Genomic DNA, 22,961 nt, shown 5'->3' with positions numbered 1-22,961 from the left:
GGCGGTGGATGGAAAACGGCAATGCGTGATCTGAGCGAGCAGGAACAATTCTGGCAGGGCGAGTTCGGCAACCAGTACGTCGACCGCAATGTCGGGCAACCGCTGGTGGCGGCCAATCTGGCGTTGTTCGCCAAAGCGCTGAGCCGGGCCGGACGGATCGACAGCCTGCTGGAGCTGGGCACCAACGCCGGCAACAATTTGCAGGCGCTGCGTCAGCTGTTGCCGCGCTGCGAACTGTTCGGTGTCGAAATCAATGCCAGTGCCTGTGCCCAGGCGCGTGCGCTGGAGATTGCGAACATCTGGCACGGCTCGCTGTTCGATTTCCCCCGCGAGCGCCGCTACGACCTGACGCTCAGCAAAGGCGTGCTGATTCATCTGGCCCCGGAGCTGTTGCCGACCGCCTATGCGCAATTGTACGAGCTGAGCCAGCGCTACATCCTGATCGCCGAATACTACAATCCGTCGCCGGTGGAAGTGTCCTATCGCGGCAACAGCGGCAAGTTGTTCAAGCGCGATTTCGCCGGGGAAATGCTCGATCGCTATCCCGATCTGCAACTGCTGGATTACGGCTTTGGTTATCACCGCGATCCGCAATTTCCGCTGGACGACGTCACCTGGTTCCTGTTGGTAAAACGCCCTTGAGCAACGTCGCAATCATCCCGGCCCGCGGCGGAAGCAAACGCATTCCGCGCAAGAACCTCAAACCGTTCGACGGAGTGCCGATGATTGCCCGTTCGATTCGCACGGCGCTGGATTCGGGGTTGTTCGACCAGGTGGTGGTCAGCACCGATGACGAAGAGATCGCCGAACTGGCGCAGACCCATGGTGCGCAGGTGCCGTTCTTGCGTCCGGCAGAGCTGGCCGATGATTTCACCGGCACGGCTGCGGTGATCGTGCATGCCTTGCAGCAACTGCCTGCCTTCGATTACGCCTGCTGCGTGTACGCCACGGCGCCGTTGTTGCAGGCGCGGTTTCTGCGCCAGGGGCTTAAGTTACTGGAGCAGCATCCCGACAAGTCCTTTGCTTTTTCGGTCACCGATTTCGGCTTTCCGGTGCAGCGTGCCTTGACCCTTGACGGGCAGGGCGCGCTGACGGCGTTGTACCCCGAGTTTCGCAACACCCGTTCGCAGGATCTGCCGGCCGCCTTTCAGGATGCCGGCCAGTTCTACTGGGGTCGCAGCGAGGCCTGGCTGCGTGGCGAGATTCTGTATTCGCCGGTTAGCCTGCCGGTGATCCTGCCCCGGCATCTAGTGCAGGACATCGACACCGCTGAAGACTGGAAACGCGCCGAATACCTCTACGCCGCACTCAAGGCTGGCGGAGAGCTGCAATGAGAGTACTGATCCGCGCCGATGCCTCGCCCACCATCGGTAGCGGCCACATCGCCCGTTGCCTGACGCTGGCACGGGTGTTGCGCGCCCAGGGCAGTCACGTCGCGTTTGCCTGTCGGCGATTGCCGGGGCATCGGCTCGATGCGTTGCAGGGCGAAGGCTTCGAGACGTTCGCCTTGCCGGATCGCTACGCCGGTGAAGACCCGGAACAGGCCATCGAGTCGATGCTGCCGTGGCAGGCGGATATCGATGCACTGGCGACGCAACTGGAAGGTCAGGCCGAATTCGACTGGATCATCGCCGACCACTACGGCCTCGATCATCACTGGCAGACCGCGGCCCGTCGCTTCGCACCACGGATCGCCGCCGTCGACGATCTGGCGACCCGCCGTTACAGCGTGGATCTGCTGCTCAATCAGAACCTCTCCGGTCTCAGCGAAAACTATCAGCCACTGCTGCCGGCAGGTTGCCGAACGCTGCTTGGTCCGCGCTTTGCCATGTTGCGCGAAGAGTTCAGCGGCCCGGTCATCGAGATCAAACCCGTGGCGCGACGGGTGCTGGTGAACTTCGGCGGCTTCGACGCTGCCCGCCAGACCCATCACGCGATGCTGGCGCTGGCGGATTTTTCCGGGCTTGAAGTGGACTTCGTCGCCGGTGCCGACAACCCGGCATGGGCAGAGATGCAGGCACTGGCCGCAAGCCGGCCGAACTGGCGCCTGCACAGTTTCGTCAGCGATTTTCATCGGCGCATGACCGAAGCCGACCTGTTCATCGGCGCTGGCGGTGGCACCAGTTGGGAGCGCGCGGCCATGGGCCTGCCGACGATCTGCATCGCGGTGTCGAACAACCAGCAGGCCAACGGCGAGGTGATGGCCGCGGCCGGGGCGCATGTGTTCATGGGCGCGCGGGAGCAGGTCAGCGTCGAACAACTGCGTAATGCCGTCGGTTTTGTCGTGGACAACTTTTATCTGCGCCAGAGCCTGGCCGAGCGTTCGCGGCAACTGGTCGACGGGCGCGGCGCGCTGCGGGTTGCGGCGGCACTGGCCGGCGCGGTGCTCACGCTGCGGGGCGCGACGCTGGACGATGCGCAGGTGTTGTTCGACGGACGCAACGCCGACGCTGTGCAGCGCTGGTCGGTGAAGAGTGGCGCGATCGAGTGGTCGCAGCATCTGAACTGGTTGAGCGCCAGTCTGCGCAATCCTCAACGGCTGTTGTTGATCGCCGAGGCCGATGAGGGCCCGGTCGGTGTGTTGCGCTACGATCTGCGCGGCTTTGAAGCCGAGGTTTCGCTGTATCTGCTGGAGGGGCGTTTCGGTCTCGGCTGGGGCAGGGCGCTGCTCACGCGGGGCGAGGCGTTCGTCACGGCGCACTGGCCGCAATTGACCGCGATCAGCGCACAGGTGTTGCCGGCCAATCGGGCCTCATTGAATGTATTTCGTGACGCCGGGTTCACCCAAAGTGCCTGCGCGTTCACCAAGGATTTGAAGGAACACCGTTCATGAACAGTTTCAAGATTGGCGATCGCCTGATCGGTGCCGACGCACCGCCGTTCATCATTGCCGAAATGAGCGGCAACCATAACCAGTCGCTGGACGTCGCCTTGCAGATTGTCGAGGCGGCGGCCAAGGCCGGGGCCCATGCCTTGAAGCTGCAAACCTACACCGCTGAAACCATGACGCTGGATCTGGCGGAAGGCGAATTCTTCATCAAGGATCCGAACAGTCTGTGGGCCGGCACGTCCCTTTACGACCTGTACGAAAAGGCCCACACGCCCTGGGAATGGCACGCACCGATCTTTGCCCGGGCCAAAGAACTGGGCATGCTGGCGTTTTCGACGCCGTTCGATGACAGCGCCGTGGATTTTCTTGAAAGCCTCGATGTGCCGGCCTACAAGATCGCCAGTTTCGAAAACACTGATCTGCCACTGATTCGCCGTGTTGCGGCGACCGGCAAGCCGCTGATCATTTCCACCGGCATGGCCAGCATCGCCGAGCTCGACGAAACCGTGCGCGCTGCCCGTGAAGCCGGGTGCAAGGATCTGGTGCTGCTCAAGTGCACCAGCACCTACCCGGCGACGCCGCTCAACAGCAACGTGCGCACGATCCCGCATCTGCGTGAGTTGTTCGGTTGTCAGGTGGGGCTGTCCGATCATTCGATGGGCGTTGGTGTGTCGGTGGCGGCTGTGGCACTCGGTGCGACGGTGGTTGAAAAGCACTTCACCCTCGACCGCGCGGCGGGCGGGGTGGACGCCAGTTTCTCGCTGGAGCCTGCGGAAATGGCCGCTCTGGTGCTGGAAACCGAGCGCGCCTGGCAGGCTATGGGTCAGGTGCATTACGGCGTGACCGAGGCTGAGAAAAAGTCTCTGGTCTACCGTCGGTCGCTGTACGTCACGGCCGACATGGCGGCCGGTGAACCCTTCACGGCGGCCAACGTGCGCGCCATTCGTCCTGGTCTCGGTCTGCCGCCCAAGCACACCGACGCCGTCCTCGGCCGCCGCGCGCGCGCGCCGATCAAGCGCGGCACGCCGCTGGACTGGTCACTGGTCGAATAACCCGATCTGCACCGATTCGGCAAAATAGCGTGACCTGCGAGTCATAACGCGCATCTTCACTGTATTGTATTGACCGGGGAGATGGCGCCTGGCCCGTTATCGGTTGCAGTGATAGCCCTTTGCGCTCCCCGTGGCTGCCCGTTGTGGCGGCCGTTTTCTGTTTGTCGGCGCCCCTCGAAATCCTTGCGAGCGGTGGTATTGGGCTGTTTATTATTGGGAAGCCGTAATGATTGGCATAAAAAGCATTGCGAGCTACGTTCCTGTAGCCGGCGTGGACAATTACGCACAAGGTGCAAAATTCGAGAAGGATGAAGAATTCATCCTCGGCAAGATCGGTTCGGCCTTCCTCCCACGTAAAGACGCGGAACAGGAAACCTCCGATCTGTGCGTTGAAGCGGCCAATGCGCTGTTTGCCAACAACCCTGAACTGAAACGTGAATCCATCGATGCACTGATCGTCGTCACCCAGAACGGTGACGAAGAAGGCTTGCCGCACACCGCTGCGATCGTCCAGGACAAGCTCGGCCTGCCGACCAACGTCGCCGCGTTCGATATTTCCCTGGGTTGCTCCGGTTACGTCTATGGCATCTACGCGATCAAGGGCTTCATGGAAGCCGCCGGCCTGAAGAACGGTCTGCTGATCACCGCCGACCCGTATTCGAAGATCGTCGACCCGGAAGACCGCAACACCACCATGCTGTTCGGCGATGCCGCTACCGCGACGTGGATGGGCGAAAATCCGGCCTGGGCGCTGGGCAAGGCCAAGTTCGGCACCGACGGTTCCGGTGCGCCGCACCTGAAAGTCACCGATGGCGTGTTCTTCATGAACGGTCGTCAGGTGTTCAACTTTGCGCTGCTGAAAGTCCCGGCGCACTTGCATGAGTTGCTCGACGATTCCGGCCTCAAGGCCGATGACATCGATGCTTTCTGCATTCACCAGGGCAGTGCAGCGATTGTCGATGCCGTGGCACGACGCTTCGAAGGCGAGCCGGAGAAGTTCATCAAGGACATGGTCGAGACCGGTAACACCGTGTCGTCCAGCGTTCCGCTGCTGCTGGAAAAACACGTGCTGGATTCCGACTGGCAGCGCATTGCGATCAGTGGTTTCGGCGTCGGTCTGTCGTGGGGTTCGGCGATTATCTATCGTCCTTGAAACGGCTAAAAACGACGGATACAAAAATAGCGTTCAAGGGTTAACCTTGAACGCTATTTTTTTGCCTGAATGGAGCGTGAGGCACCATGAGCGAATTCTTCCAAGCCAACGCTGAAGTCATCGAGCGACGCTGGCCGGCACTGTTCGCACGGTTGATGAACGAAGACAGTTCGGCGATCGAAGCCGAGCTGACGCAGGGGCTCGGTTCGACGCTGAGCATCGGCGGGATTCAGCTCACCAGTCGCCATGACCGCCTCCACGAAGCCCGGATCCAGGCCGCCAGCCTGCCGGCGGACAAGCCGCAATTGCACGTCTACGGCACCGGTCTCGGGGATTTGCCGGCGGTACTGCTGGAGCGCGCCGGGCTCGAGCGGCTGTATGTTCACATTCTCAATGGCGCGCTGTTCGCCCTGGTGTTGCAACTGATCGATCAGCGGCAGTGGCTGGAAGAGGCGCGGGTAGAGCTTCTGTACGCCGGAGACCTGACGGACATCTGCACGCCGTTTTTTGCCTTGCCGACTGAAATGCTGCTGGCCGATGACTTCAACGCGAAGATTCGTGATCGGCTGGTCAGTGAGGTGCACCTGAGTTTCAACAATCGTGAGTTCGATCCGCATTCGCCCTTCATTTTGCAGCGTCTGCAGGACTGTCTGCCGGTGCTGCTGGCTGACGATGATGTGGCGCAATTGTTTGGTAATTGTGCCGGCCGGGAAGTCTACGTGATCGGCACCGGGCCGACGCTTGAGCAGCATTTCGAGCGACTCGCAGCGATCCGTGAGCGCGACGAACGCCCGCTGTTCATTTGCGTGGATACCGCTTACCGACCGCTGCGCGAGCACGGGATCGTGCCCGACTATGTGGTGAGCATCGATCAGCGCATCAGCTTTCGGCATTTGCCTTTCGAAGAATCCGACGGCATCCCGCTCGTGTATCTGCCCATGAGCGACCCTGAGGTATTGAGGGCCTGGAAGGGCAAGCGCTACGGCGGCTATTCGCTCAGCCCGGTCTATGCGGCGTTGCGAGAGCAACATCCACGGGCGCTGCTGCATGTGGGCGGCAGCGTGATTCATCCGGCGGTGGATCTGGCGGTGAAGATGGGGGCGGCGCGGATCACCCTGTTCGGTGCCGACTTCGCGTTTCCGATGAACAAGACCCACGCCGGCTGGCGTGATGGTGATCTGGGGCCGTCGGTGAACCAGGCACGGCACTGGGTGCGTGACGGCTTCGGCGAGCGCGTCAGTACGCAGCTCAATTTCCGCGGCTATCTGTGTGTGCTGGAGCGTTACATCGCCAGCCAGCCCCAAGTCGAGTTCTTCAACAGTAGCCGCGCAGGTGCGTTGATTGCCGGGACGCGCTTCAACCAGGAGTTCGTGCAATGAGTGCGCTGCAAGGCTGTGTCGACGAATGCCGGCGGTGTGCAGGCCTGTTTCGCCTGGGACGTGATGTCGAAGCGGCGCTGGACATGGTCGATGTGTTCGAGGGGGCGCAGCAGTTGCTGGTGTCCGCCTCGCCGGATATCCAGCAGTCGTGGGCGCACCTGCTCACACAAATGCTCAATTGCCAGGAGCGTCAGGACTGGCTCGGGCTTGCCGACTTCATGGAGTACGAGTTGATCCGGTTGCTGGAAAGTTCTGCGGCTTGAGGAAAGCCGACAGCGCTGGCCCGCAGGTTTGCGCGGCGGACGGTTTTATGGCGTCATTTTTTCGCAGGTAAAGTGCTGCTAAGTCTTTGTTTTCAGGGGGGTGGCAGGGTGATGGCAAAAATTTTCAAAAAAGCCCTCAAGCAACCTGCAAACCCGACGATAACTATTACGAAGGTTCTCTAGGCCATACCCGGCGGTTGCCAGGGCCGGAAGCCGCAGTACCCAACCAACGAGGAATTCGTCATGGCTTTAACAGTAAACACTAACACCACGTCGTTGAACGTTCAGAAGAACCTGAACCGCGCCTCCGACGCTCTGTCGACTTCGATGCAGCGCCTGTCTTCCGGCCTGAAAATCAACAGCGCTAAAGACGACGCTGCTGGCCTGCAAATCGCTACCCGTATGTCCTCGCAGATCCGTGGTAACACTCAGGCGATCCAGAACGCCAACGACGGTATCTCCGTTGCTCAGACCGCTGAAGGCGCTCTGCAAGCTTCGACCGACATCCTGCAGCGTATGCGTGAACTGGCTGTTAAAGCTCGTAACGGTACCAACGGCACTGCTGACCAGACCGCAACCAACGCTGAATTCGCTCAGATGTCTGACGAAATCACCCGTATCTCGGCTGCTACCAACCTGAACGGCAAAAACCTGCTGGACGGTTCGGCTGGTACTGTGACCCTGCAAGTTGGCGCCAACACTGGCTCCGCCAACCACATCGACCTGGTACTGAGCGGCAAGTTCGACGCCGTCAGCCTGTCGGTAGGTAGCGGTACTGTTGTTCTGACCGGTGCTACTTCGGCTGCCGCCGCTTCGAACATCGACAACGCGATCACCGCGATCGACGCTGCAATTGCGAACATCAACGCCACTCGCGCCGCTCTGGGTGCTTCGCAAAACCGTCTGACCAGCACCATCCAGAACTTGCAGAACATCACCGAGAACACCACTGCTGCACAAGGTCGCGTACAAGATACCGACTTCGCCGCAGAGACTGCTAACCTGACCAAGCAGCAAACCCTGCAACAGGCTTCGACCTCTGTTCTGGCTCAAGCCAACCAACTGCCTTCCGCTGTACTGAAGCTGCTTCAGTAATTTCGGAATGAGTTTTGGCGGGGGAGTGCGCTTGTCGTGCTCTCTCGCTTTTTCACGTTAGGAGGTGATGAGCATGGACATGAGCGTAAAGCTTAACGTGACTTATCCGGCTCCCAAGCCAGCCAATACTGTCACAGACAAGCCCTCGGAAGCGAAGCCGCAGGCTGCTGACGCCGTTACTGCCGTGAAAGACAGTCAGGAAACGGATGAAAGCAAATTGAAGCTGGCGGTGCAGGAGATCGAAAAGTTCGTACAGTCGATCAAGCGCAATCTGGAATTCTCGATTGACGAGCATTCCGGGAAAGTCATCGTCAAGGTGATTGCAAGCGAGACGGGCGAGGTCGTACGACAGATCCCCTCCGCAGAAGCGCTGAAGCTGGCAGACAGCCTCGCCAACGCGAGTCACGTGTTGTTCGACGCCAAAGTCTGATAGCTGGCATGAATAGTGTTTGAAGTTCTTTAGGCGCCGACAAGGGTCAAAAGACTGGCAACAACCCCAAGGGAGATGCACATGGCAAGTCCAATTTTACCGGGTACGGGCCTGGGCTCCGGCCTGGACATTGGTGCGATCGTTACTGCGCTGGTCAATGCCGACAAGTCGCCGAAGCAGACGCAGATCGATGCCACGACCAAAACCAACACGCTGAAGATCTCCGGTATCGGTACGCTGAAGAGTGCGCTGACGACATTCCAGACGGCGATGGCCAACCTGGGCAGCAAGACCAACCCTGCGTTTTCCGGTTACACCGCCACGTCGGCGACTCCGACTGTTCTGGGCGTGACTTCGGATAACACCGCAGTATCGGGTACATACAGCGTAGTTGTGCAGAAACTGGCCACAGGCTCGAAAGTAGCCAGTGCATCCTTTGCCGGTGGTGCTGCCAGTGCCATTCCGAGTGGTACCCTGAAAATCAGTCAGAATGGCACTGATTACAATGTCGCGATCCCGGCGAACGCGACTTTGCAGAGCACTCGCGATGCAATCAACTCGGCTCAGGCTGTCAATGGTATTTCCGCGAACATCGTGACCGACAGCTCCGGATCTTCGCGTCTGGTGATCAGTTCGAGCAAGACGGGTGCGGGTTCTGATCTGACAGTCAGCGGTATTGCCGGTCTTGAGATCGATGGAACCCAGCCGATGGGGGCGACCCCGGCACCAGGTGCCTCCGGCTCGGTCAATGGCCTGGCACAGGATGCGCAGCTGACCATCGACGGTCTTCAGGTAAGCAGCAAGAGCAACACGGTCACTGGCGCCATCAGCGGTTTGACGATGAACCTGCTGACTGTTCCTGCTACGGCCGGAACACCGGTTACGGTAACCGTTGATGCCAACACCAAGGGTTTGCAGACGTCCGTTCAGTCTTTCGTCGACGCCTACAACACCCTGAAGAGCACCATCGATACGCTGTCCAAGGCAACGCCGGACGAAAATGGCAAGCTGACCGTTCAGGCGGCGTTCACCGGTGATTCCCTGCCGCGTTCGCTGATTGCCGACATTCGTGCGCAGTTGACTGCTCCGAGCGCCACGGCCGGTACCTCGATGGCCTATCTGTCGCAGATGGGGGTCATGACCGACAAGCTCACCGGTAACCTGACGTTCGATACCGTTGCGTTCAACAAGGTCATGTCCACGCCAGGCATGACCGGCAAGGTCCAGGACATGTTCACCGGCACCAACGACACCAATGGTCTGTTGACGCGCATGAGCAAGGCGGTGGATCCGTATCTCAAGCCATCGGCTGATGGCAAGACCACTACGGGTCTGCTTGATCAGCGCATGACGATCCTGAACAACAACACCAGGAACCTTACCAACCAGCAGCTGGCACTGGACCTGCGGGTCGCCAACCTGACCAAGACGTTGACTGCCAAGTACAACGCCATGGATTTGCTGGTAGGGCAGATGAAGGCCACGGCGAGCAACATTACTTCGTTCTTCAGCTCGCTGAACGCTCAGCAATCTGCGAAGTAACATGCAAGCGCGACAAAAACCCGGCTACGCTTTCGAGCGTGTGCCGGGTTTTTGTCTTATGGTCTAAAGTTTTTCGACTCGCAGGCGATACACTGTTCATACGAGTCATTGTGGCAAATGAGGTAGAACATGAATCCGATGTTAGCCCTTCGGCAATACCAGAAAGTTGGCGCCCACGCTCAGACGTCCGAAGCGAGCCCTCACCGACTGGTGCAAATGCTGATGGAAGGCGGCCTGGACCGCATCGCTCAGGCCAAGGGTGCGATCGAGCGCAAGGATATTCCAGCCAAGTGCACGTCGATCAGCAAGGCGATCGGGATCGTCAGTGGTCTGCGTGAGGGTCTGGACCTGGAAAAGTCCGCGGACACGCTGGCTGATCTGGATGGCCTTTATATCTACATGATGAAGCGTCTTGCCGAGGCGAACATCAGCAGCGACCCGCGTATTCTGGACGAGGTCGCCGGCTTGCTGAGCACGGTAAAAGAAGGCTGGGACGCGATCGCTCCTGCGCCCGCTCCTCAGTTCTAAGGAGATCACCATGAGTCTTGTATTGCAGCGAATCGAAGAAACCCGAGAGGCGTTGGTCGGTGCCCTGGCCGAGCGCAACTGGGAGGCCATCGGTCAATTGGATCTCGATTGCCGTTCCTGCATGGAAGATGTCTTGAGTGAAGCTTCGCTGGATGAAGTGGCACTGCGTGACAATCTTGAGGAGTTGCTGCATGTCTACAAGCAGCTTCTTGAGGTCGCCATGGGTGAGCGTCAGGCGATAGTCGACGAGATGTCGCAGATCACCCAAGCGCAGAGCGCGGCAAAGGTTTACCATCTGTTTGGTTAATTAACCCTCAGTTAATCCAGACATGTGCGCCATAAATTTGACTGTGCACGGTTTTTTGACTTAACTAGTGGCTGTTTTCAGATTTCAGGCGTCTACAGGCACAAGGTGTCCTGCAAGCGTCTCGCTTGCCCCTCGTTTCGGGCATTGAGTTGACTAGGGAAGTTGCTATTGCATGTGGCGTGAAACCAAAATTCTGCTGATCGATGACGATAGCGTCCGCCGCCGCGACCTGGCGGTGATTTTAAATTTTCTTGGCGAAGAAAATTTACCCTGCGGAAGCCATGACTGGCAGCAGGCAGTCGGCTCTTTGTCGTCTAGTCGTGAGGTCATTTGCGTACTGATCGGGACGGTCAATGCTCCTGGTGCGCTCTTGGGCCTGTTAAAGACACTCTCAACCTGGGATGAGTTCCTTCCGGTTTTGCTGATGGGCGATAATTCTTCGGTGGACTTGCCCGAAGACCAGCGCCGCCGGGTGCTTTCGACCCTCGAAATGCCGCCGAGCTACAGCAAACTGCTGGACTCCCTGCACCGTGCCCAGGTCTATCGCGAAATGTACGACCAGGCCCGTGAGCGCGGCCGTCATCGCGAACCCAACCTGTTCCGCAGTCTCGTCGGCACCAGCCGGGCTATCCAGCATGTGCGCCAGATGATGCAGCAGGTGGCCGACACCGACGCCAGCGTGCTGATCCTTGGTGAGTCTGGCACCGGCAAAGAAGTGGTTGCGCGCAACCTGCATTACCATTCCAAGCGTCGTGACGCGCCGTTCGTGCCCGTCAACTGCGGGGCGATCCCGGCAGAGCTGCTGGAAAGCGAGCTGTTCGGCCACGAGAAGGGCGCCTTTACGGGCGCAATCACCAGCCGCGCCGGTCGCTTCGAACTGGCCAATGGCGGTACGCTGTTCCTCGATGAAATCGGCGACATGCCGCTGCCGATGCAGGTCAAGCTGCTGCGCGTGCTGCAGGAGCGCACCTTCGAGCGCGTGGGCAGCAACAAGACCCAGAGCGTCGACGTGCGCATCATCGCCGCGACCCACAAGAATCTCGAAAGCATGATCGAGATCGGCACCTTCCGCGAAGACCTCTACTATCGCCTGAACGTGTTCCCGATCGAGATGGCGCCGCTGCGTGAGCGCGTCGAAGACATTCCGCTGTTGATGAACGAACTGATTTCGCGGATGGAGCACGAGAAGCGTGGCTCGATCCGTTTCAACTCCGCCGCCATCATGTCCCTGTGCCGCCATGGCTGGCCGGGCAACGTTCGCGAGCTGGCCAACCTGGTGGAGCGCATGGCGATCATGCACCCGTACGGGGTGATCGGTGTGGTCGAGCTGCCGAAGAAGTTCCGCTACGTCGACGACGAAGACGAGCAAATGGTCGACAGCCTGCGCAGCGATCTGGAAGAGCGCGTGGCAATCAACGGCCACACGCCGGACTTCACCGCCAACGCCATGCTGCCGCCGGAAGGCCTTGATCTGAAGGACTACCTCGGTGGTCTGGAGCAGGGGCTGATCCAGCAGGCACTGGACGATGCCAACGGCATTGTGGCGCGCGCGGCCGAACGCCTGCGTATTCGCCGCACCACGCTGGTGGAGAAGATGCGCAAGTACGGCATGAGCCGACGTGAAGGTGATGAACAGGCGGATGATTGACGCCTGTTTTTCAACTGCTTCATTTATAAGCAGTTTTTTTTAGGCACGGGTATTGCTACGTCCCTCGCAACGTTCCGTTTAACTGACGGTCAGCCAAGCGAGAGAGCACAATGCCCCAAGCCTCCCAGATGTCTTCTGTTCCCGAGTCCTCGGGGCAACTGCCGTCCGTAGAGCAGGCCAGTCGGCAGGGTCTTGAGCAGGCGTTCGCGCTGTTCAACCAGATGTCGAGTCAACTGACCGATTCCTACAGCATGCTTGAAGCGCGGGTCACCGAGCTCAAGGGCGAGTTGGCCGTGGTCAGCGCCCAGCGCATGCAGGAGCTGGCGGAAAAAGAACGTCTGGCCAACCGTCTGCAAAATCTCCTTGATCTGTTACCTGGTGGCGTCATCGTCATCGACGGTCACGGCATCGTGTGCGAGGCCAATCCGGCCGCCATCGATCTGCTCGGTTTACCGCTCCAGGGCGAGCTGTGGCGCCATGTCATCGCACGCTGCTTCGCGCCCCGTGAAGACGATGGTCATGAAATCTCCCTGAGAAACGGTCGGCGCCTGTCGATTGCCACTCGCTCGCTGGATGCGGAGCCCGGGCAATTGGTGCTGCTCAACGACCTGACTGAAACCCGTCACTTGCAGGATCAGCTCGCACGCCACGAGCGGCTGTCGTCGTTGGGGCGCATGGTCGCCTCGCTGGCTCATCAGATTCGCACGCCGCTTTCCGCCGCGCTGCTTTATGCCAGTCATTTGACCGAACAGGCGCTGCCGGTCGCCACTCAGCAGCGTTTTGCCGGGCGTCTCAAAGAGCGTCTGCATGAGCTGGAGCACCAGGTGCGCGACATGCTGGTGTTCGCTCGCGGTGAATTGCCGCTGACCGACCGCATCACGCCCAATGCCCTGATGCAGTCGTTGCAGGCCGCCGCGCTGACCCATGTGCAGGATCTGCCAATTCGCTGGCAGTGCGACAGCCATGCCGGTGAGTTGCTGTGCAATCGCGATACGCTGGTCGGAGCCATCCTCAATCTGATTGAAAACGCGATTCAGGCCAGTGGCGGTGACGTGCGCCTGAAAGTGCATTGCTACACCCGCGACAACACCCTTCGCCTGTGCGTCAGTGACAACGGCGGCGGTATTGAACCGGCGGTGCTGGCGCGGCTGGGCGAGCCGTTTTTTACCACCAAGGTCACCGGCACCGGCCTGGGCCTGACCGTGGTCAAGGCCGTGGCCCGTGCTCATCAGGGACAATTGCAGCTGCGCTCGCGGGTCGGGCGCGGCACGTGCGCGCAGGTGATCCTGCCGATGTTTTCCGCTGTACAGGGAGCTGAGTGAAGGTCATGGGCATCAAGGTTCTGCTGGTCGAGGATGACCGTTCATTGCGCGAGGCACTGGCCGATACGTTGCTGCTGGCCGGCCACGATTATCACGCAGTGGGTTCGGCCGAGGAGGCGCTGAAGGCAGTGGAGTGCGAGGCGTTCAGCCTGGTGGTCAGCGACGTCAATATGCCGGGCATGGACGGTCATCAGTTGCTCGGCCTGCTGCGCGCCCGCCAGCCGCAACTGCCGGTGTTGCTGATGACGGCTCACGGTGCCGTCGAGCGCGCGGTCGATGCCATGCGCCAGGGCGCGGCGGATTATCTGGTCAAGCCTTTCGAGCCCAAGGCACTGCTGGATCTGGTCGCGCGCCATGCCTTGGGCAATCTCGGTACAGCCGACACGGAAGGGCCGATCGCGGTCGAGCCGGCCAGTGCGCAGTTGCTGGATCTGGCAGCGCGGGTGGCGCGCAGTGATTCCACCGTGTTGATTTCCGGCGAGTCCGGCACCGGCAAGGAAGTGCTGGCCCGCTACATTCACCAGCAGTCCCATCGCGCCCGTCAGCCGTTCATTGCGATCAACTGCGCGGCGATCCCGGACAACATGCTCGAAGCGACACTGTTCGGTCACGAGAAGGGTTCGTTCACCGGCGCCATCGCGGCGCAGGCCGGCAAGTTCGAACAGGCCGACGGCGGCACCATTCTGCTCGACGAAATTTCCGAAATGCCCCTGGGCCTGCAAGCCAAGCTGCTGCGCGTTCTGCAGGAGCGCGAGGTGGAGCGGGTCGGCGCGCGCAAGCCGATCAGCCTCGATATCCGAGTGGTTGCGACCACCAACCGTGATCTGGCGGGCGAAGTGGCGGCGGGGCGGTTCCGTGAAGACCTTTTCTATCGTCTGTCGGTTTTTCCGCTGGCCTGGCGTCCGCTGCGTGAGCGAACCGCCGACATCCTGCCGCTGGCTGAGCGTCTTTTGGCCAAACACGTCAATAAAATGAAGCATGCAATGGCGAAGTTCTCGCCCGAGGCGCAGGCGTGCCTGATCGGTTATCCATGGCCGGGCAACGTACGCGAGCTGGATAACGCGGTCCAGCGGGCGTTGATTCTCCAGCAGGGCGGGTTGATCCAGCCGCAGGATTTCTGTCTCTCCGGGCCTGCGCTGTTCGCCCCGTTGCCGGTGGCGGTACCGACTGCGCCAGTCATTCGTGAAGTCGACATCGAGGCGGATTCGGCCGGCGCGCTGGGCGATGACCTGCGTCGTCGCGAGTTCCAGATGATCATCGACACCCTGCGCACCGAGCGCGGACGACGCAAGGAAGCCGCCGAAAAACTCGGTATCAGCCCGCGTACGTTGCGCTACAAACTGGCGCAAATGCGCGATGCCGGGATGGACGTCGAAGGGTATCTGTTCGCCACCTGACGGGTGGCGCAAACGTTTGAAAACGCATTTCTCGAAGCGGTGCCCGTGAGCTGGCACCGTTGTTGCTAACACCTGAGTACCCGCCGAGTGAGTGTCAAAAAATTGCGGGCCGCCCAAGAGAGTAGACCATGAGCCAAGGTATTGAAATTAATCGGTTGATGACGGACATGAAGGCCATGCAAATGGACGCCATGTCGAAGCCGAAATCGACTGCCGCCGTCCCAGAAGTGGCGGGCAGCAGCTTTTCCGACATGCTCGGTCAGGCCATCAACAAAGTGAACGATACCCAACAGGCTTCGAGCCAATTGGCCAACGCGTTCGAAATCGGCAAGAGCGGCGTCGATTTGACGGACGTAATGATTTCCTCGCAGAAGGCCAGCGTGTCGTTCCAGGCTCTGACCCAGGTGCGCAACAAACTGGTTCAGGCTTATCAAGACATCATGCAGATGCCGGTTTAAGGACGAGATTGAGTCATGGCAGAAGCAGTCGCCGATAACGTTCCGGCCAAGGCCACCCCGATAGACGGCAAACCGCCGCTGTTCGGCCTGTCCTTCCTGGAAAACCTCTCCGAGATGACCATGCTGCGTCAGGTGGGCCTGTTGGTCGGCCTGGCTGCGAGCGTGGCGATTGGCTTTGCCGTGGTGCTGTGGTCGCAGCAACCGGACTACCGGCCTCTGTACGGCAGCCTTGCCGGTATGGACGCCAAGCAGGTCATGGACACTCTGGCCTCCGCCGATATTCCGTACACCGTCGAACCGAATTCCGGCGCCTTGCTGGTCAAGGCCGATGACCTGTCCCGTGCGCGACTCAAACTCGCGGCCGCTGGTGTCACTCCCAGCGACGGCAATATCGGTTTCGAGATTCTCGACAAGGAACAGGGTCTGGGTACTAGTCAGTTCATGGAAGCGACCCGTTATCGTCGCGGCCTCGAAGGCGAACTGGCTCGCACCATTTCCAGCCTGAACAACGTCAAGGGCGCGCGCGTTCACCTGGCGATCCCGAAAAGCTCGGTGTTCGTACGTGACGAGCGCAAGCCAAGCGCTTCGGTACTGGTCGAGTTGTACTCCGGTCGTTCGCTGGAGCCGGGTCAGGTCGTCGCCATCATCAATCTGGTGGCCACTTCCGTCCCTGAGCTGAGCAAGTCGCAGATCACCGTCGTCGACCAGAAGGGCAACCTGCTGTCGGATCAGGCGGAAAACTCTGAAATGACCATGGCCGGCAAGCAGTTCGATTACAGCCGCCGCATGGAAAGCATGCTCACCCAGCGTGTGCACAATATTCTGCAACCGGTACTGGGCAACGATCGTTACAAGGCTGAAGTGTCGGCCGACGTCGACTTCAGTGCCGTCGAATCGACCGCCGAACAGTTCAATCCGGACCAGCCGGCGCTGCGCAGCGAACAGTCGGTCAACGAACAGCGTACTGCCAGCAATGGCCCGCAAGGCGTTCCGGGTGCCCTGAGCAACCAGCCGCCGTCGCCAGCCTCGGCGCCACAAACCACCGGCGGTGCAGCAACCTCGACGAGCATGGTGCAACCGGGCCAGCCACTGGTTGATGCCAACGGTCAGCAGATCATGGACCCGGCCACCGGCCAGCCGATGCTCGCGCCGTACCCGGCAGACAAGCGTCAACAATCCACCAAGAACTTCGAACTCGACCGTTCCATCAGCCACACCAAGCAGCAGCAGGGTCGTCTGAATCGCCTGTCGGTGTCGGTGGTGGTGGACGATCAGGTCAAGATCAACCCGGCCAACGGCGAAACCACCCGTGCGCCGTGGAGCGCCGACGAATTGGCGCGCTTCACTCGCCTGGTGCAGGACGCGGTCGGCTTCGACGCCAGCCGTGGCGACAGCGTCAGCGTGATCAACATGCCGTTCTCCGCCGAGCGCGGCGAAGTGATTGCCGACATTCCGTTCTACTCCCAGCCATGGTTCTGGGACATCGTCAAACAAGTGCTGGGTGTGTTGTTCATCCTGGTGCTGGTGTTCGGCGTGCTGCGTCCGGTGCTCAACAACATCACCGGTGGCGGCAAAGGCAAGGAACTGGCCGGTCTGGGCGGTGACGTGGAACTGGGTGGCATGGGCGGTCTGGACGGTGAACTGTCCAACGATCGTGTCAGCCTCGGCGGCCCGACCAGCATCCTGCTGCCGAGCCCGAGCGAAGGCTATGACGCTCAGTTGAACGCAATCAAGAGTCTGGTGGCAGAAGACCCGGGTCGTGTGGCCCAGGTCGTGAAAGAGTGGATTAACGCAGATGAGTGATAACCGAGCCGCCGTCGCCAAACTGTCCCGGGTCGATAAAGCCGCGATTCTGCTGCTGTCCCTGGGTTCGACCGATGCTGCACAAGTGCTGCGCCACATGGGCCCCAAAGAGGTTCAGCGGGTCGGCGTGGCCATGGCCCAGATGGGCAACGTCCACCGTGAGCAGGTCGAGCAGGTCATGAGCGAGTTCGTCGACATTGTCGGCGACCAGACCAGCCTGGGCGTCGGCTCCGATGACTACGTGCGCAAAATGCTCACCCAGGCCCTGGGTGAAGACAAGGCCAACGGCCTGATCGACCGCATTCTGCTGGGCGGCAACACCAGTGGCCTCGACAGCCTGAAATGGATGGAACCGCGCGCCGTTGCCGACGTGATCCGCTACGAGCACCCGCAGATCCAGGCGATCGTGGTCGCGTACCTCGATCCGGATCAGGCCGGTGAAGTGCTGGGCAACTTCGACCACAAGGTGCGTCTGGACATCATCCTGCGTGTCTCGTCGCTGAACACCGTGCAGCCGGCGGCACTGAAAGAATTGAACCAGATCCTCGAGAAGCAGTTCTCCGGCAACTCGAATGCCTCGCGCACCACCCTGGGTGGTATCAAGCGTGCGGCGGACATCATGAACTTCCTCGACAGCTCGATCGAAGGCCAGCTCATGGACTCGATCCGCGAAGTCGACGAAGACCTGTCCGGTCAGATCGAAGACCTCATGTTCGTGTTCAACAACCTGGCCGATGTCGACGACCGCGGTATCCAGGCGCTGTTGCGCGAAGTGTCCTCCGATGTGCTGGTGCTGGCCCTCAAGGGTTCGGACGAAGGCGTCAAGGAAAAGATCTTCAAGAACATGTCCAAACGTGCTGCCGAACTGCTGCGCGACGACCTCGAGGCCAAAGGCCCGGTGCGCGTCAGCGACGTGGAAACCGCGCAGAAGGAAATCCTCACCATCGCCCGCCGTATGGCCGAAGCCGGAGAAATCGTGCTCGGTGGCAAGGGCGGCGAGGAAATGATCTAACACCATGGGCAAGAACGACGACGATGTAACGGACCTGATCCGTGCCCGGGACGTCCGCGGTTTCGAAACCTGGGCGATCCCAAGCTTCGATCCGCCGGCACCGGAACCCGAGCCGGAACCGGAGCCCGAACCGCCGGAAATGGAAGAAGTGCCGCTGGAGGAAGTCCAGCCACTGACCCTGGAAGAACTCGAAAGCATCCGTCAGGAGGCTTACAACGAGGGCTTCGCCATCGGCGAAAAAGAAGGTTTCCACAGCGCCACCCTCAAGGTGCGCCAGGAAGCCGAGGTGGTCCTGACGGCCAAGGTCAACGGCCTTGAGCAGTTGATGGCGAACCTGTTCGAACCCATCGCCGAACAAGACACCCAGATCGAAAAATCCCTGGTCGACCTCGTGCAGCACATCGCCAGACAGGTGATTCAGCGCGAACTGGCCATCGACTCGACGCAGATCGAACATGTCATGCGCGACGCCCTCAAGCTGTTGCCGCTGGGCGTGGGCAATGTGCGGCTGTACGTCAATCCGCAGGACTTCGAACAGGTCAAAGCCCTGCGCGAACGTCATGAGGAAACCTGGCGTATCGTCGAGGACGAATCGCTGCTGCCGGGCGGTTGCCGGGTCGAAACCGAACACAGCCGGATCGATGCGAGCATCGAAACCCGCGTCAGCCAGATCATGGCCAAGCTGTTCGATCAATTGCACGAACAAGCCCTGCACCCGGCCGCGCCGGACATGAGCCTGGATCTGCCGGAAGCGCCGAAGCCGGCACCTGTCACCGACGAGCCGCTCGCGGACGCCCCCGATGCGCCTTGAACGCACCAGTTTCGCCAAGCGCCTGAGCACCTACGCTGAAGCCGCCGAAATTCCCGGTGCGCCGATTCTCGAAGGGCGCCTGCTGCGCATGGTCGGCCTGACGCTCGAGGCCGAAGGCCTGCGCGCCGCCATGGGCACCCGCTGCATGGTGATCAACGACGACAGCTATCATCCGTCGCAGGTTGAAGCCGAAGTCATGGGTTTCTCTGGCAGCAAAGTTTTCCTGATGCCTGTTGGCAGTGTTGCCGGTATTGCGCCGGGCGCCCGTGTGGTGCCGCTGGCCGATACCGGTCGCTTGCCGATGGGCATGAGCATGCTCGGTCGCGTGCTGGACGGCGCCGGACGTGCACTGGACGGCAAGGGCGGCATGAAGGCCGAAGACTGGGTGCCGATGGACGGCCCGACCATCAACCCGCTAAATCGTGACCCGATCAGCGAACCGCTGGACGTCGGCATTCGTTGCATCAACGGTTTGTTGACGGTCGGTCGCGGCCAGCGTCTGGGCCTGTTCGCCGGTACCGGCGTCGGTAAATCGGTCTTGCTCGGCATGATGACCCGCTTCACCGAGGCTGACATCATCGTCGTTGGCCTGATCGGTGAGCGGGGTCGAGAAGTTAAAGAATTCATCGAGCACATCCTCGGTGAAGAAGGCCTCAAGCGTTCGGTGGTGGTTGCATCCCCAGCGGACGACGCGCCACTGATGCGTCTGCGCGCGGCGATGTACTGCACGCGGATCGCCGAGTATTTCCGCGACAAGGGCAAGAACGTCCTGTTGCTGATGGATTCCCTGACCCGTTTCGCCCAGGCCCAGCGGGAAATCGCCCTGGCCATCGGCGAGCCGCCGGCGACCAAGGGTTACCCGCCTTCAGTGTTCGCCAAACTGCCGAAACTGGTGGAGCGCGCCGGTAACGCGGAGAAGGGCGGGGGGTCGATCACTGCGTTCTACACTGTATTGTCCGAGGGCGATGACCAGCAGGACCCGATTGCCGACTCGGCGCGAGGCGTGCTCGACGGCCACATCGTGTTGTCCCGGCGTCTGGCCGAAGAAGGTCATTACCCGGCCATCGATATCGAAGCTTCGATCAGCCGGGTGATGCCGGCGGTGGTATCGCCGGAGCACATGACCCGTGCGCAGTACTTCAAGCAGTTGTGGTCGCGCTATCAGCAGAGTCGCGATCTGATCAGCGTCGGTGCCTATGTTGCCGGCGGTGATCGTGAAACGGACCTTGCCATCAATCTGCAGCCGCAACTGGTCAGATACTTGCGTCAGGGCCTGAACGACAGCATCAGCCTGGGTGAAAGCGAGGCGTACCTCGAAACGATTTTCGCCCCTGCGGCCGGCGGGTAACCGGCCATGGCCCAGAGCCGAGCCGCGCGTCTGGCGCCGGTGGTGGAAATGGCCGAAAAAGCCGAGAAAACCGCCGTGCAGCGCCTGGGGTATTTCCAGGGTCAGGTGAAGGTGGCCGAAAGCAAACTCGCCGACCTGCATGCCTTTCGTCTGGATTACTCCGAACAATGGATCGTGCGCGGCAGCACGGGCGTGTCCGGGCAATGGCTGCTGGGTTTTCAGGGCTTTCTGGCGCAACTCGACACCGCGGTCGATCAACAGCGGCAAAGCCTGCAATGGCACCAGAACAATCTGGACAAGGCGCGTGACGCCTGGCAGCAGGCGTTTGCCCGGGTCGAGGGGCTGCGAAAACTTGTACAACGCTACCGCGACGAAGCCCAGCGCGCCGAAGACAAGCGCGAGCAGAAGCTGCTGGACGAGTTGTCCCAACGCCTGCCGCGCCGTGATGCCTACTGACGGGTTGATCTCTGACAGTTTCCGGCGACTTCCTGCCTTGCCCCTTACCCTTGCAAGTGCTAAACCTTGTACAGGTTCGTCAATGACAAGGAAGCCAGTACATGTCAGTCGTTACAGAAGTCTCTCCGGATGGGCAAAAACTGACGATTTCGATCAAGGGCCGGTTCGATTTCGGACGCCATCAGGAGTTTCGCGAGTCCTACGAGCGACTCAATAAAAAGCCCGACGCCATCGTGGTGGATCTCAAGGATGCCACCTATCTCGACAGTTCGGCTCTGGGAATGCTGCTTCTGCTGCGCGATCACGCGGGTGGCGACGACTCGGACGTACGAGTGATCAACAGCAATTCGGATGTGCGCAAGATCCTCGCCATTTCCAACTTCGACAAACTGTTCGACATCAGTTGACGGCCATGCAGCCGCAAGAACCGCTGACGATCCTGATCGCCGAAGACAGCGCCGCCGACCGGCTGCTGTTGTCGACGATCGTGCGCCGTCAGGGGCATGTCGTGCTGACGGCTACCAATGGGGCTGAAGCGGTCGCGGTGTTTTCTGCTCAGCAACCGCATCTGGTGCTGATGGATGCCATGATGCCGGTGATGGATGGCTTCGAGGCGGCGCGGCAGATCAAGGTGCTGGCGGGTGAAAACCTGGTGCCGATCATTTTCCTTACCTCGCTCACCGAGAGCGAAGCCCTGGTGCGATGCCTGGAGGCTGGCGGTGACGATTTTCTGGCGAAGCCTTACAACCAGGTGATCCTCTCCGCCAAAATCAAGGCGATGGATCGCTTGCGCCGCCTGCAAGCCACGGTGCTTGAGCAGCGCGACCTGATTGCCCGGCACCACGACTACCTGCTCAACGAGCAGCGGGTCGCCAAGGCTGTATTCGACAAGGTCGCGCATTCCGGTTGCCTGAGTGCGCCGAACATCCGCTATCTGCAATCACCCTATGCGTTGTTCAACGGCGATCTGCTGTTGGCGGCCTACACGCCGGCCGGTGACATGCATGTGTTGCTCGGTGATTTCACCGGGCACGGTCTGCCGGCGGCGGTCGGTGCCATGCCCCTGGCGGAAGTGTTCTACGGCATGACGGCCAAGGGCTATGGCCTGGCCGAAACCCTGCGGGAAATGAACGCCAAGCTCAAGCGTATCCTGCCGGTGGACATGTTCTGCTGCGCGACGCTGCTCTGCCTGAGTTTTCAGCGCCGCAGCGTGGAAATCTGGAACGGCGGCATGCCCGACGGTTATCTGCATCGCATCGCCACGGGCGAGCGGGTGCCGCTTGCGGCGCGGCATCTGCCGCTGGGTGTGCTCAGTCCGCAGGCCTTCGACGATCAAACCGAAGTGCTGTCGATGGCGGTGGGTGACCGTGTGTTCCTGTTGTCCGACGGCGTGATCGACACCTGCGATGCCAATGATCAGTTGTTCGGCGTCGAGCGCTTGCAGCGGGTGTTTGCCGACAATCGCCAGCCGGATCGGCTGTTTGCCGAGATCGAGCAGGCGTTGCAGGATTTTCGCGGCGAAGCCCGGGACGATGTGAGCATGGTCGAGGTCAGCCTGCTGGAAATGGCGCAGGTCAATCCGTCGGCGCCGGTGTATTCCGACAGCGGTCAGTCGTGCCCGCTGGACTGGTCGGTGAGCTTCGAATTTCGCGGTTCCACCCTGAAACGCTTCAATCCGTTACCCTACCTGCTGCAATTGCTGCTCGAAGTGCATGGCTTGCGCACGCAGAGCGGGGCGTTGTACAGCGTGCTCGCCGAGCTTTACTCCAATGCGCTTGAGCATGGGGTGTTGGGGCTGGACTCCAGTCTCAAACGCGATGCTTCAGGCTTTGCCCGCTATTATGAGCAGCGTAATGCTCGACTGGATGCCTTGCAGGATGGCTATGTGCGCGTGCACTTGCAGGTCCGTCCGGAGGGCGAGGGTGGTTGTCTGATCGTGCGGGTGGAAGATAGTGGCAAAGGCTTTGACGTGGCCCGGGTAATGGAGCGGCCACTCGACGGTGTCCGTTTGTCGGGGCGTGGCGTCAGCCTGATCCGGCAACTGAGCAGGAATCCGAGCTGGTCAGACGATGGTCGCAGTGCTCGCGTGGAGTTTTTCTGGGAGGCTCTGGCATAATCCGCGCATTC

The 22,961-nt window shown here is 60.6% G+C and carries 23 protein-coding genes; all 23 read left to right on the top strand.

What is annotated here, in order from left to right:
* Positions 1-21 precede the first annotated feature (21 nt).
* The 23 genes from AC07N4_RS06965 to AC07N4_RS06855 all read left to right on the top strand — a co-directional run bounded on the left by AC07N4_RS06965 (position 22) and on the right by AC07N4_RS06855 (position 22,950).
* Positions 22-642 carry a pseudaminic acid biosynthesis-associated methylase gene (locus AC07N4_RS06965; RefSeq protein WP_493065494.1) on the top strand — a complete coding sequence of 207 codons (621 nt, stop codon included), beginning with the start codon at positions 22-24 and terminating at the stop codon, positions 640-642.
* Positions 639-1,334, top strand: a complete 696-nt coding sequence (gene pseF / locus AC07N4_RS06960) for a pseudaminic acid cytidylyltransferase (protein WP_493065495.1) — start codon at positions 639-641, stop codon at positions 1,332-1,334. Before AC07N4_RS06965 ends, pseF begins: the two co-directional genes overlap by 4 nt.
* Complete coding sequence (pseG, locus tag AC07N4_RS06955; RefSeq protein ID WP_493065496.1) at positions 1,331-2,833, top strand: UDP-2,4-diacetamido-2,4,6-trideoxy-beta-L-altropyranose hydrolase; 1,503 nt, start codon at positions 1,331-1,333, stop codon at positions 2,831-2,833. Before pseF ends, pseG begins: the two co-directional genes overlap by 4 nt.
* On the top strand, positions 2,830-3,882 hold the full coding sequence (gene pseI, locus AC07N4_RS06950; RefSeq protein WP_096822192.1) for a pseudaminic acid synthase: 1,053 nt from the start codon (positions 2,830-2,832) through the stop codon (positions 3,880-3,882). Before pseG ends, pseI begins: the two co-directional genes overlap by 4 nt.
* A 226-nt stretch (positions 3,883-4,108) precedes the next feature.
* Complete coding sequence (locus tag AC07N4_RS06945; protein ID WP_096822191.1) at positions 4,109-5,035, top strand: ketoacyl-ACP synthase III; 927 nt, start codon at positions 4,109-4,111, stop codon at positions 5,033-5,035.
* Between the two features lie 86 nt (positions 5,036-5,121).
* Positions 5,122-6,414, top strand: a complete 1,293-nt coding sequence (locus AC07N4_RS06940; protein WP_493065497.1) for a motility associated factor glycosyltransferase family protein — start codon at positions 5,122-5,124, stop codon at positions 6,412-6,414.
* Positions 6,411-6,677, top strand: coding sequence for a hypothetical protein (locus AC07N4_RS06935; protein WP_493065498.1), 267 nt, complete (start codon positions 6,411-6,413; stop codon positions 6,675-6,677). The genes AC07N4_RS06940 and AC07N4_RS06935 overlap by 4 nt, the downstream gene beginning before the upstream one ends.
* Positions 6,678-6,920: 243 nt before the next feature.
* Positions 6,921-7,772: a flagellin domain-containing protein gene (locus tag AC07N4_RS06930; protein WP_064594348.1), complete on the top strand. Its 852-nt coding sequence runs from the start codon at positions 6,921-6,923 to the stop codon at positions 7,770-7,772.
* A 73-nt stretch (positions 7,773-7,845) separates the two neighbouring features.
* Entirely contained in the window at positions 7,846-8,202 is a 357-nt protein-coding gene (locus AC07N4_RS06925) for a flagellar protein FlaG (RefSeq protein ID WP_096822188.1), read from the top strand.
* A gap of 81 nt (positions 8,203-8,283) precedes the next feature.
* Positions 8,284-9,744 carry a flagellar filament capping protein FliD gene (gene fliD, locus AC07N4_RS06920; protein WP_096822187.1) on the top strand — a complete coding sequence of 487 codons (1,461 nt, stop codon included), beginning with the start codon at positions 8,284-8,286 and terminating at the stop codon, positions 9,742-9,744.
* A 129-nt stretch (positions 9,745-9,873) separates the two neighbouring features.
* Positions 9,874-10,272 (top strand): flagellar export chaperone FliS, encoded by a 399-nt coding sequence (fliS, locus tag AC07N4_RS06915; protein ID WP_102620336.1) that lies wholly within the window; start codon positions 9,874-9,876, stop codon positions 10,270-10,272.
* Positions 10,273-10,282: 10 nt separating this feature from the next.
* On the top strand, positions 10,283-10,579 hold the full coding sequence (gene fliT / locus AC07N4_RS06910; protein ID WP_096822185.1) for a flagellar protein FliT: 297 nt from the start codon (positions 10,283-10,285) through the stop codon (positions 10,577-10,579).
* 172 nt (positions 10,580-10,751) lie between these two features.
* A complete protein-coding gene (locus AC07N4_RS06905; protein WP_003222863.1) occupies positions 10,752-12,227 on the top strand; it encodes a sigma-54 dependent transcriptional regulator in 1,476 nt (491 codons plus the stop codon).
* Positions 12,228-12,337: 110 nt separating this feature from the next.
* The gene (locus AC07N4_RS06900) at positions 12,338-13,549 is read left to right on the top strand and encodes a sensor histidine kinase (protein ID WP_102620337.1); all 1,212 of its coding nucleotides are present in this window, start codon (positions 12,338-12,340) and stop codon (positions 13,547-13,549) included.
* Positions 13,550-13,554: 5 nt separating this feature from the next.
* Entirely contained in the window at positions 13,555-14,946 is a 1,392-nt protein-coding gene (locus tag AC07N4_RS06895; RefSeq protein ID WP_493065499.1) for a sigma-54-dependent transcriptional regulator, read from the top strand.
* 128 nt (positions 14,947-15,074) lie between these two features.
* On the top strand, positions 15,075-15,404 hold the full coding sequence (gene fliE / locus AC07N4_RS06890) for a flagellar hook-basal body complex protein FliE (RefSeq protein ID WP_096822182.1): 330 nt from the start codon (positions 15,075-15,077) through the stop codon (positions 15,402-15,404).
* 15 nt (positions 15,405-15,419) lie between these two features.
* Positions 15,420-17,207, top strand: coding sequence for a flagellar basal-body MS-ring/collar protein FliF (gene fliF, locus AC07N4_RS06885; protein ID WP_102620339.1), 1,788 nt, complete (start codon positions 15,420-15,422; stop codon positions 17,205-17,207).
* Complete coding sequence (gene fliG / locus AC07N4_RS06880; RefSeq protein WP_007958288.1) at positions 17,200-18,219, top strand: flagellar motor switch protein FliG; 1,020 nt, start codon at positions 17,200-17,202, stop codon at positions 18,217-18,219. Before fliF ends, fliG begins: the two co-directional genes overlap by 8 nt.
* Before the next feature lie 4 nt (positions 18,220-18,223).
* Positions 18,224-19,030, top strand: coding sequence for a flagellar assembly protein FliH (fliH, locus tag AC07N4_RS06875; RefSeq protein WP_102620340.1), 807 nt, complete (start codon positions 18,224-18,226; stop codon positions 19,028-19,030).
* On the top strand, positions 19,020-20,378 hold the full coding sequence (gene fliI, locus AC07N4_RS06870) for a flagellar protein export ATPase FliI (RefSeq protein ID WP_096822179.1): 1,359 nt from the start codon (positions 19,020-19,022) through the stop codon (positions 20,376-20,378). The genes fliH and fliI overlap by 11 nt, the downstream gene beginning before the upstream one ends.
* 6 nt (positions 20,379-20,384) lie before the next feature.
* Positions 20,385-20,834 (top strand): flagellar export protein FliJ, encoded by a 450-nt coding sequence (gene fliJ / locus AC07N4_RS06865; RefSeq protein WP_493065500.1) that lies wholly within the window; start codon positions 20,385-20,387, stop codon positions 20,832-20,834.
* Between the two features lie 101 nt (positions 20,835-20,935).
* Positions 20,936-21,241, top strand: coding sequence for an STAS domain-containing protein (locus AC07N4_RS06860; protein ID WP_096822178.1), 306 nt, complete (start codon positions 20,936-20,938; stop codon positions 21,239-21,241).
* Between the two features lie 5 nt (positions 21,242-21,246).
* The gene (locus AC07N4_RS06855) at positions 21,247-22,950 is read left to right on the top strand and encodes an ATP-binding SpoIIE family protein phosphatase (RefSeq protein ID WP_096822177.1); all 1,704 of its coding nucleotides are present in this window, start codon (positions 21,247-21,249) and stop codon (positions 22,948-22,950) included.
* Positions 22,951-22,961 lie beyond the last annotated feature (11 nt).

Source organism: Pseudomonas sp. GW821-FHT09E04 (assembly GCF_059416185.1).
Note: the sequence above shows the minus strand (reverse complement) of the source record. Positions and strands in the feature narration are given on the sequence as shown.

Bases quoted from the DNA above. Each gene is read 5' to 3' on its own strand.
- AC07N4_RS06965 (WP_493065494.1), top strand. From the start codon at position 22: ATGCGTGATCTGAGCGAGCAGGAACAATTCTGGCAGGGCGAGTTCGGC.
- pseG (WP_493065496.1), top strand. From the start codon at position 1,331: ATGAGAGTACTGATCCGCGCCGATGCCTCGCCCACCATCGGTAGCGGC.
- pseI (WP_096822192.1), top strand. From the start codon at position 2,830: ATGAACAGTTTCAAGATTGGCGATCGCCTGATCGGTGCCGACGCACCG.
- AC07N4_RS06945 (WP_096822191.1), top strand. From the start codon at position 4,109: ATGATTGGCATAAAAAGCATTGCGAGCTACGTTCCTGTAGCCGGCGTG.
- AC07N4_RS06940 (WP_493065497.1), top strand. From the start codon at position 5,122: ATGAGCGAATTCTTCCAAGCCAACGCTGAAGTCATCGAGCGACGCTGG.
- AC07N4_RS06935 (WP_493065498.1), top strand. From the start codon at position 6,411: ATGAGTGCGCTGCAAGGCTGTGTCGACGAATGCCGGCGGTGTGCAGGC.
- AC07N4_RS06930 (WP_064594348.1), top strand. From the start codon at position 6,921: ATGGCTTTAACAGTAAACACTAACACCACGTCGTTGAACGTTCAGAAG.
- AC07N4_RS06925 (WP_096822188.1), top strand. From the start codon at position 7,846: ATGGACATGAGCGTAAAGCTTAACGTGACTTATCCGGCTCCCAAGCCA.
- fliD (WP_096822187.1), top strand. From the start codon at position 8,284: ATGGCAAGTCCAATTTTACCGGGTACGGGCCTGGGCTCCGGCCTGGAC.
- fliS (WP_102620336.1), top strand. From the start codon at position 9,874: ATGAATCCGATGTTAGCCCTTCGGCAATACCAGAAAGTTGGCGCCCAC.
- fliT (WP_096822185.1), top strand. From the start codon at position 10,283: ATGAGTCTTGTATTGCAGCGAATCGAAGAAACCCGAGAGGCGTTGGTC.
- AC07N4_RS06905 (WP_003222863.1), top strand. From the start codon at position 10,752: ATGTGGCGTGAAACCAAAATTCTGCTGATCGATGACGATAGCGTCCGC.
- AC07N4_RS06900 (WP_102620337.1), top strand. From the start codon at position 12,338: ATGCCCCAAGCCTCCCAGATGTCTTCTGTTCCCGAGTCCTCGGGGCAA.
- AC07N4_RS06895 (WP_493065499.1), top strand. From the start codon at position 13,555: ATGGGCATCAAGGTTCTGCTGGTCGAGGATGACCGTTCATTGCGCGAG.
- fliE (WP_096822182.1), top strand. From the start codon at position 15,075: ATGAGCCAAGGTATTGAAATTAATCGGTTGATGACGGACATGAAGGCC.
- fliF (WP_102620339.1), top strand. From the start codon at position 15,420: ATGGCAGAAGCAGTCGCCGATAACGTTCCGGCCAAGGCCACCCCGATA.
- fliG (WP_007958288.1), top strand. From the start codon at position 17,200: ATGAGTGATAACCGAGCCGCCGTCGCCAAACTGTCCCGGGTCGATAAA.
- fliH (WP_102620340.1), top strand. From the start codon at position 18,224: ATGGGCAAGAACGACGACGATGTAACGGACCTGATCCGTGCCCGGGAC.
- fliI (WP_096822179.1), top strand. From the start codon at position 19,020: ATGCGCCTTGAACGCACCAGTTTCGCCAAGCGCCTGAGCACCTACGCT.
- fliJ (WP_493065500.1), top strand. From the start codon at position 20,385: ATGGCCCAGAGCCGAGCCGCGCGTCTGGCGCCGGTGGTGGAAATGGCC.
- AC07N4_RS06860 (WP_096822178.1), top strand. From the start codon at position 20,936: ATGTCAGTCGTTACAGAAGTCTCTCCGGATGGGCAAAAACTGACGATT.
- AC07N4_RS06855 (WP_096822177.1), top strand. From the start codon at position 21,247: ATGCAGCCGCAAGAACCGCTGACGATCCTGATCGCCGAAGACAGCGCC.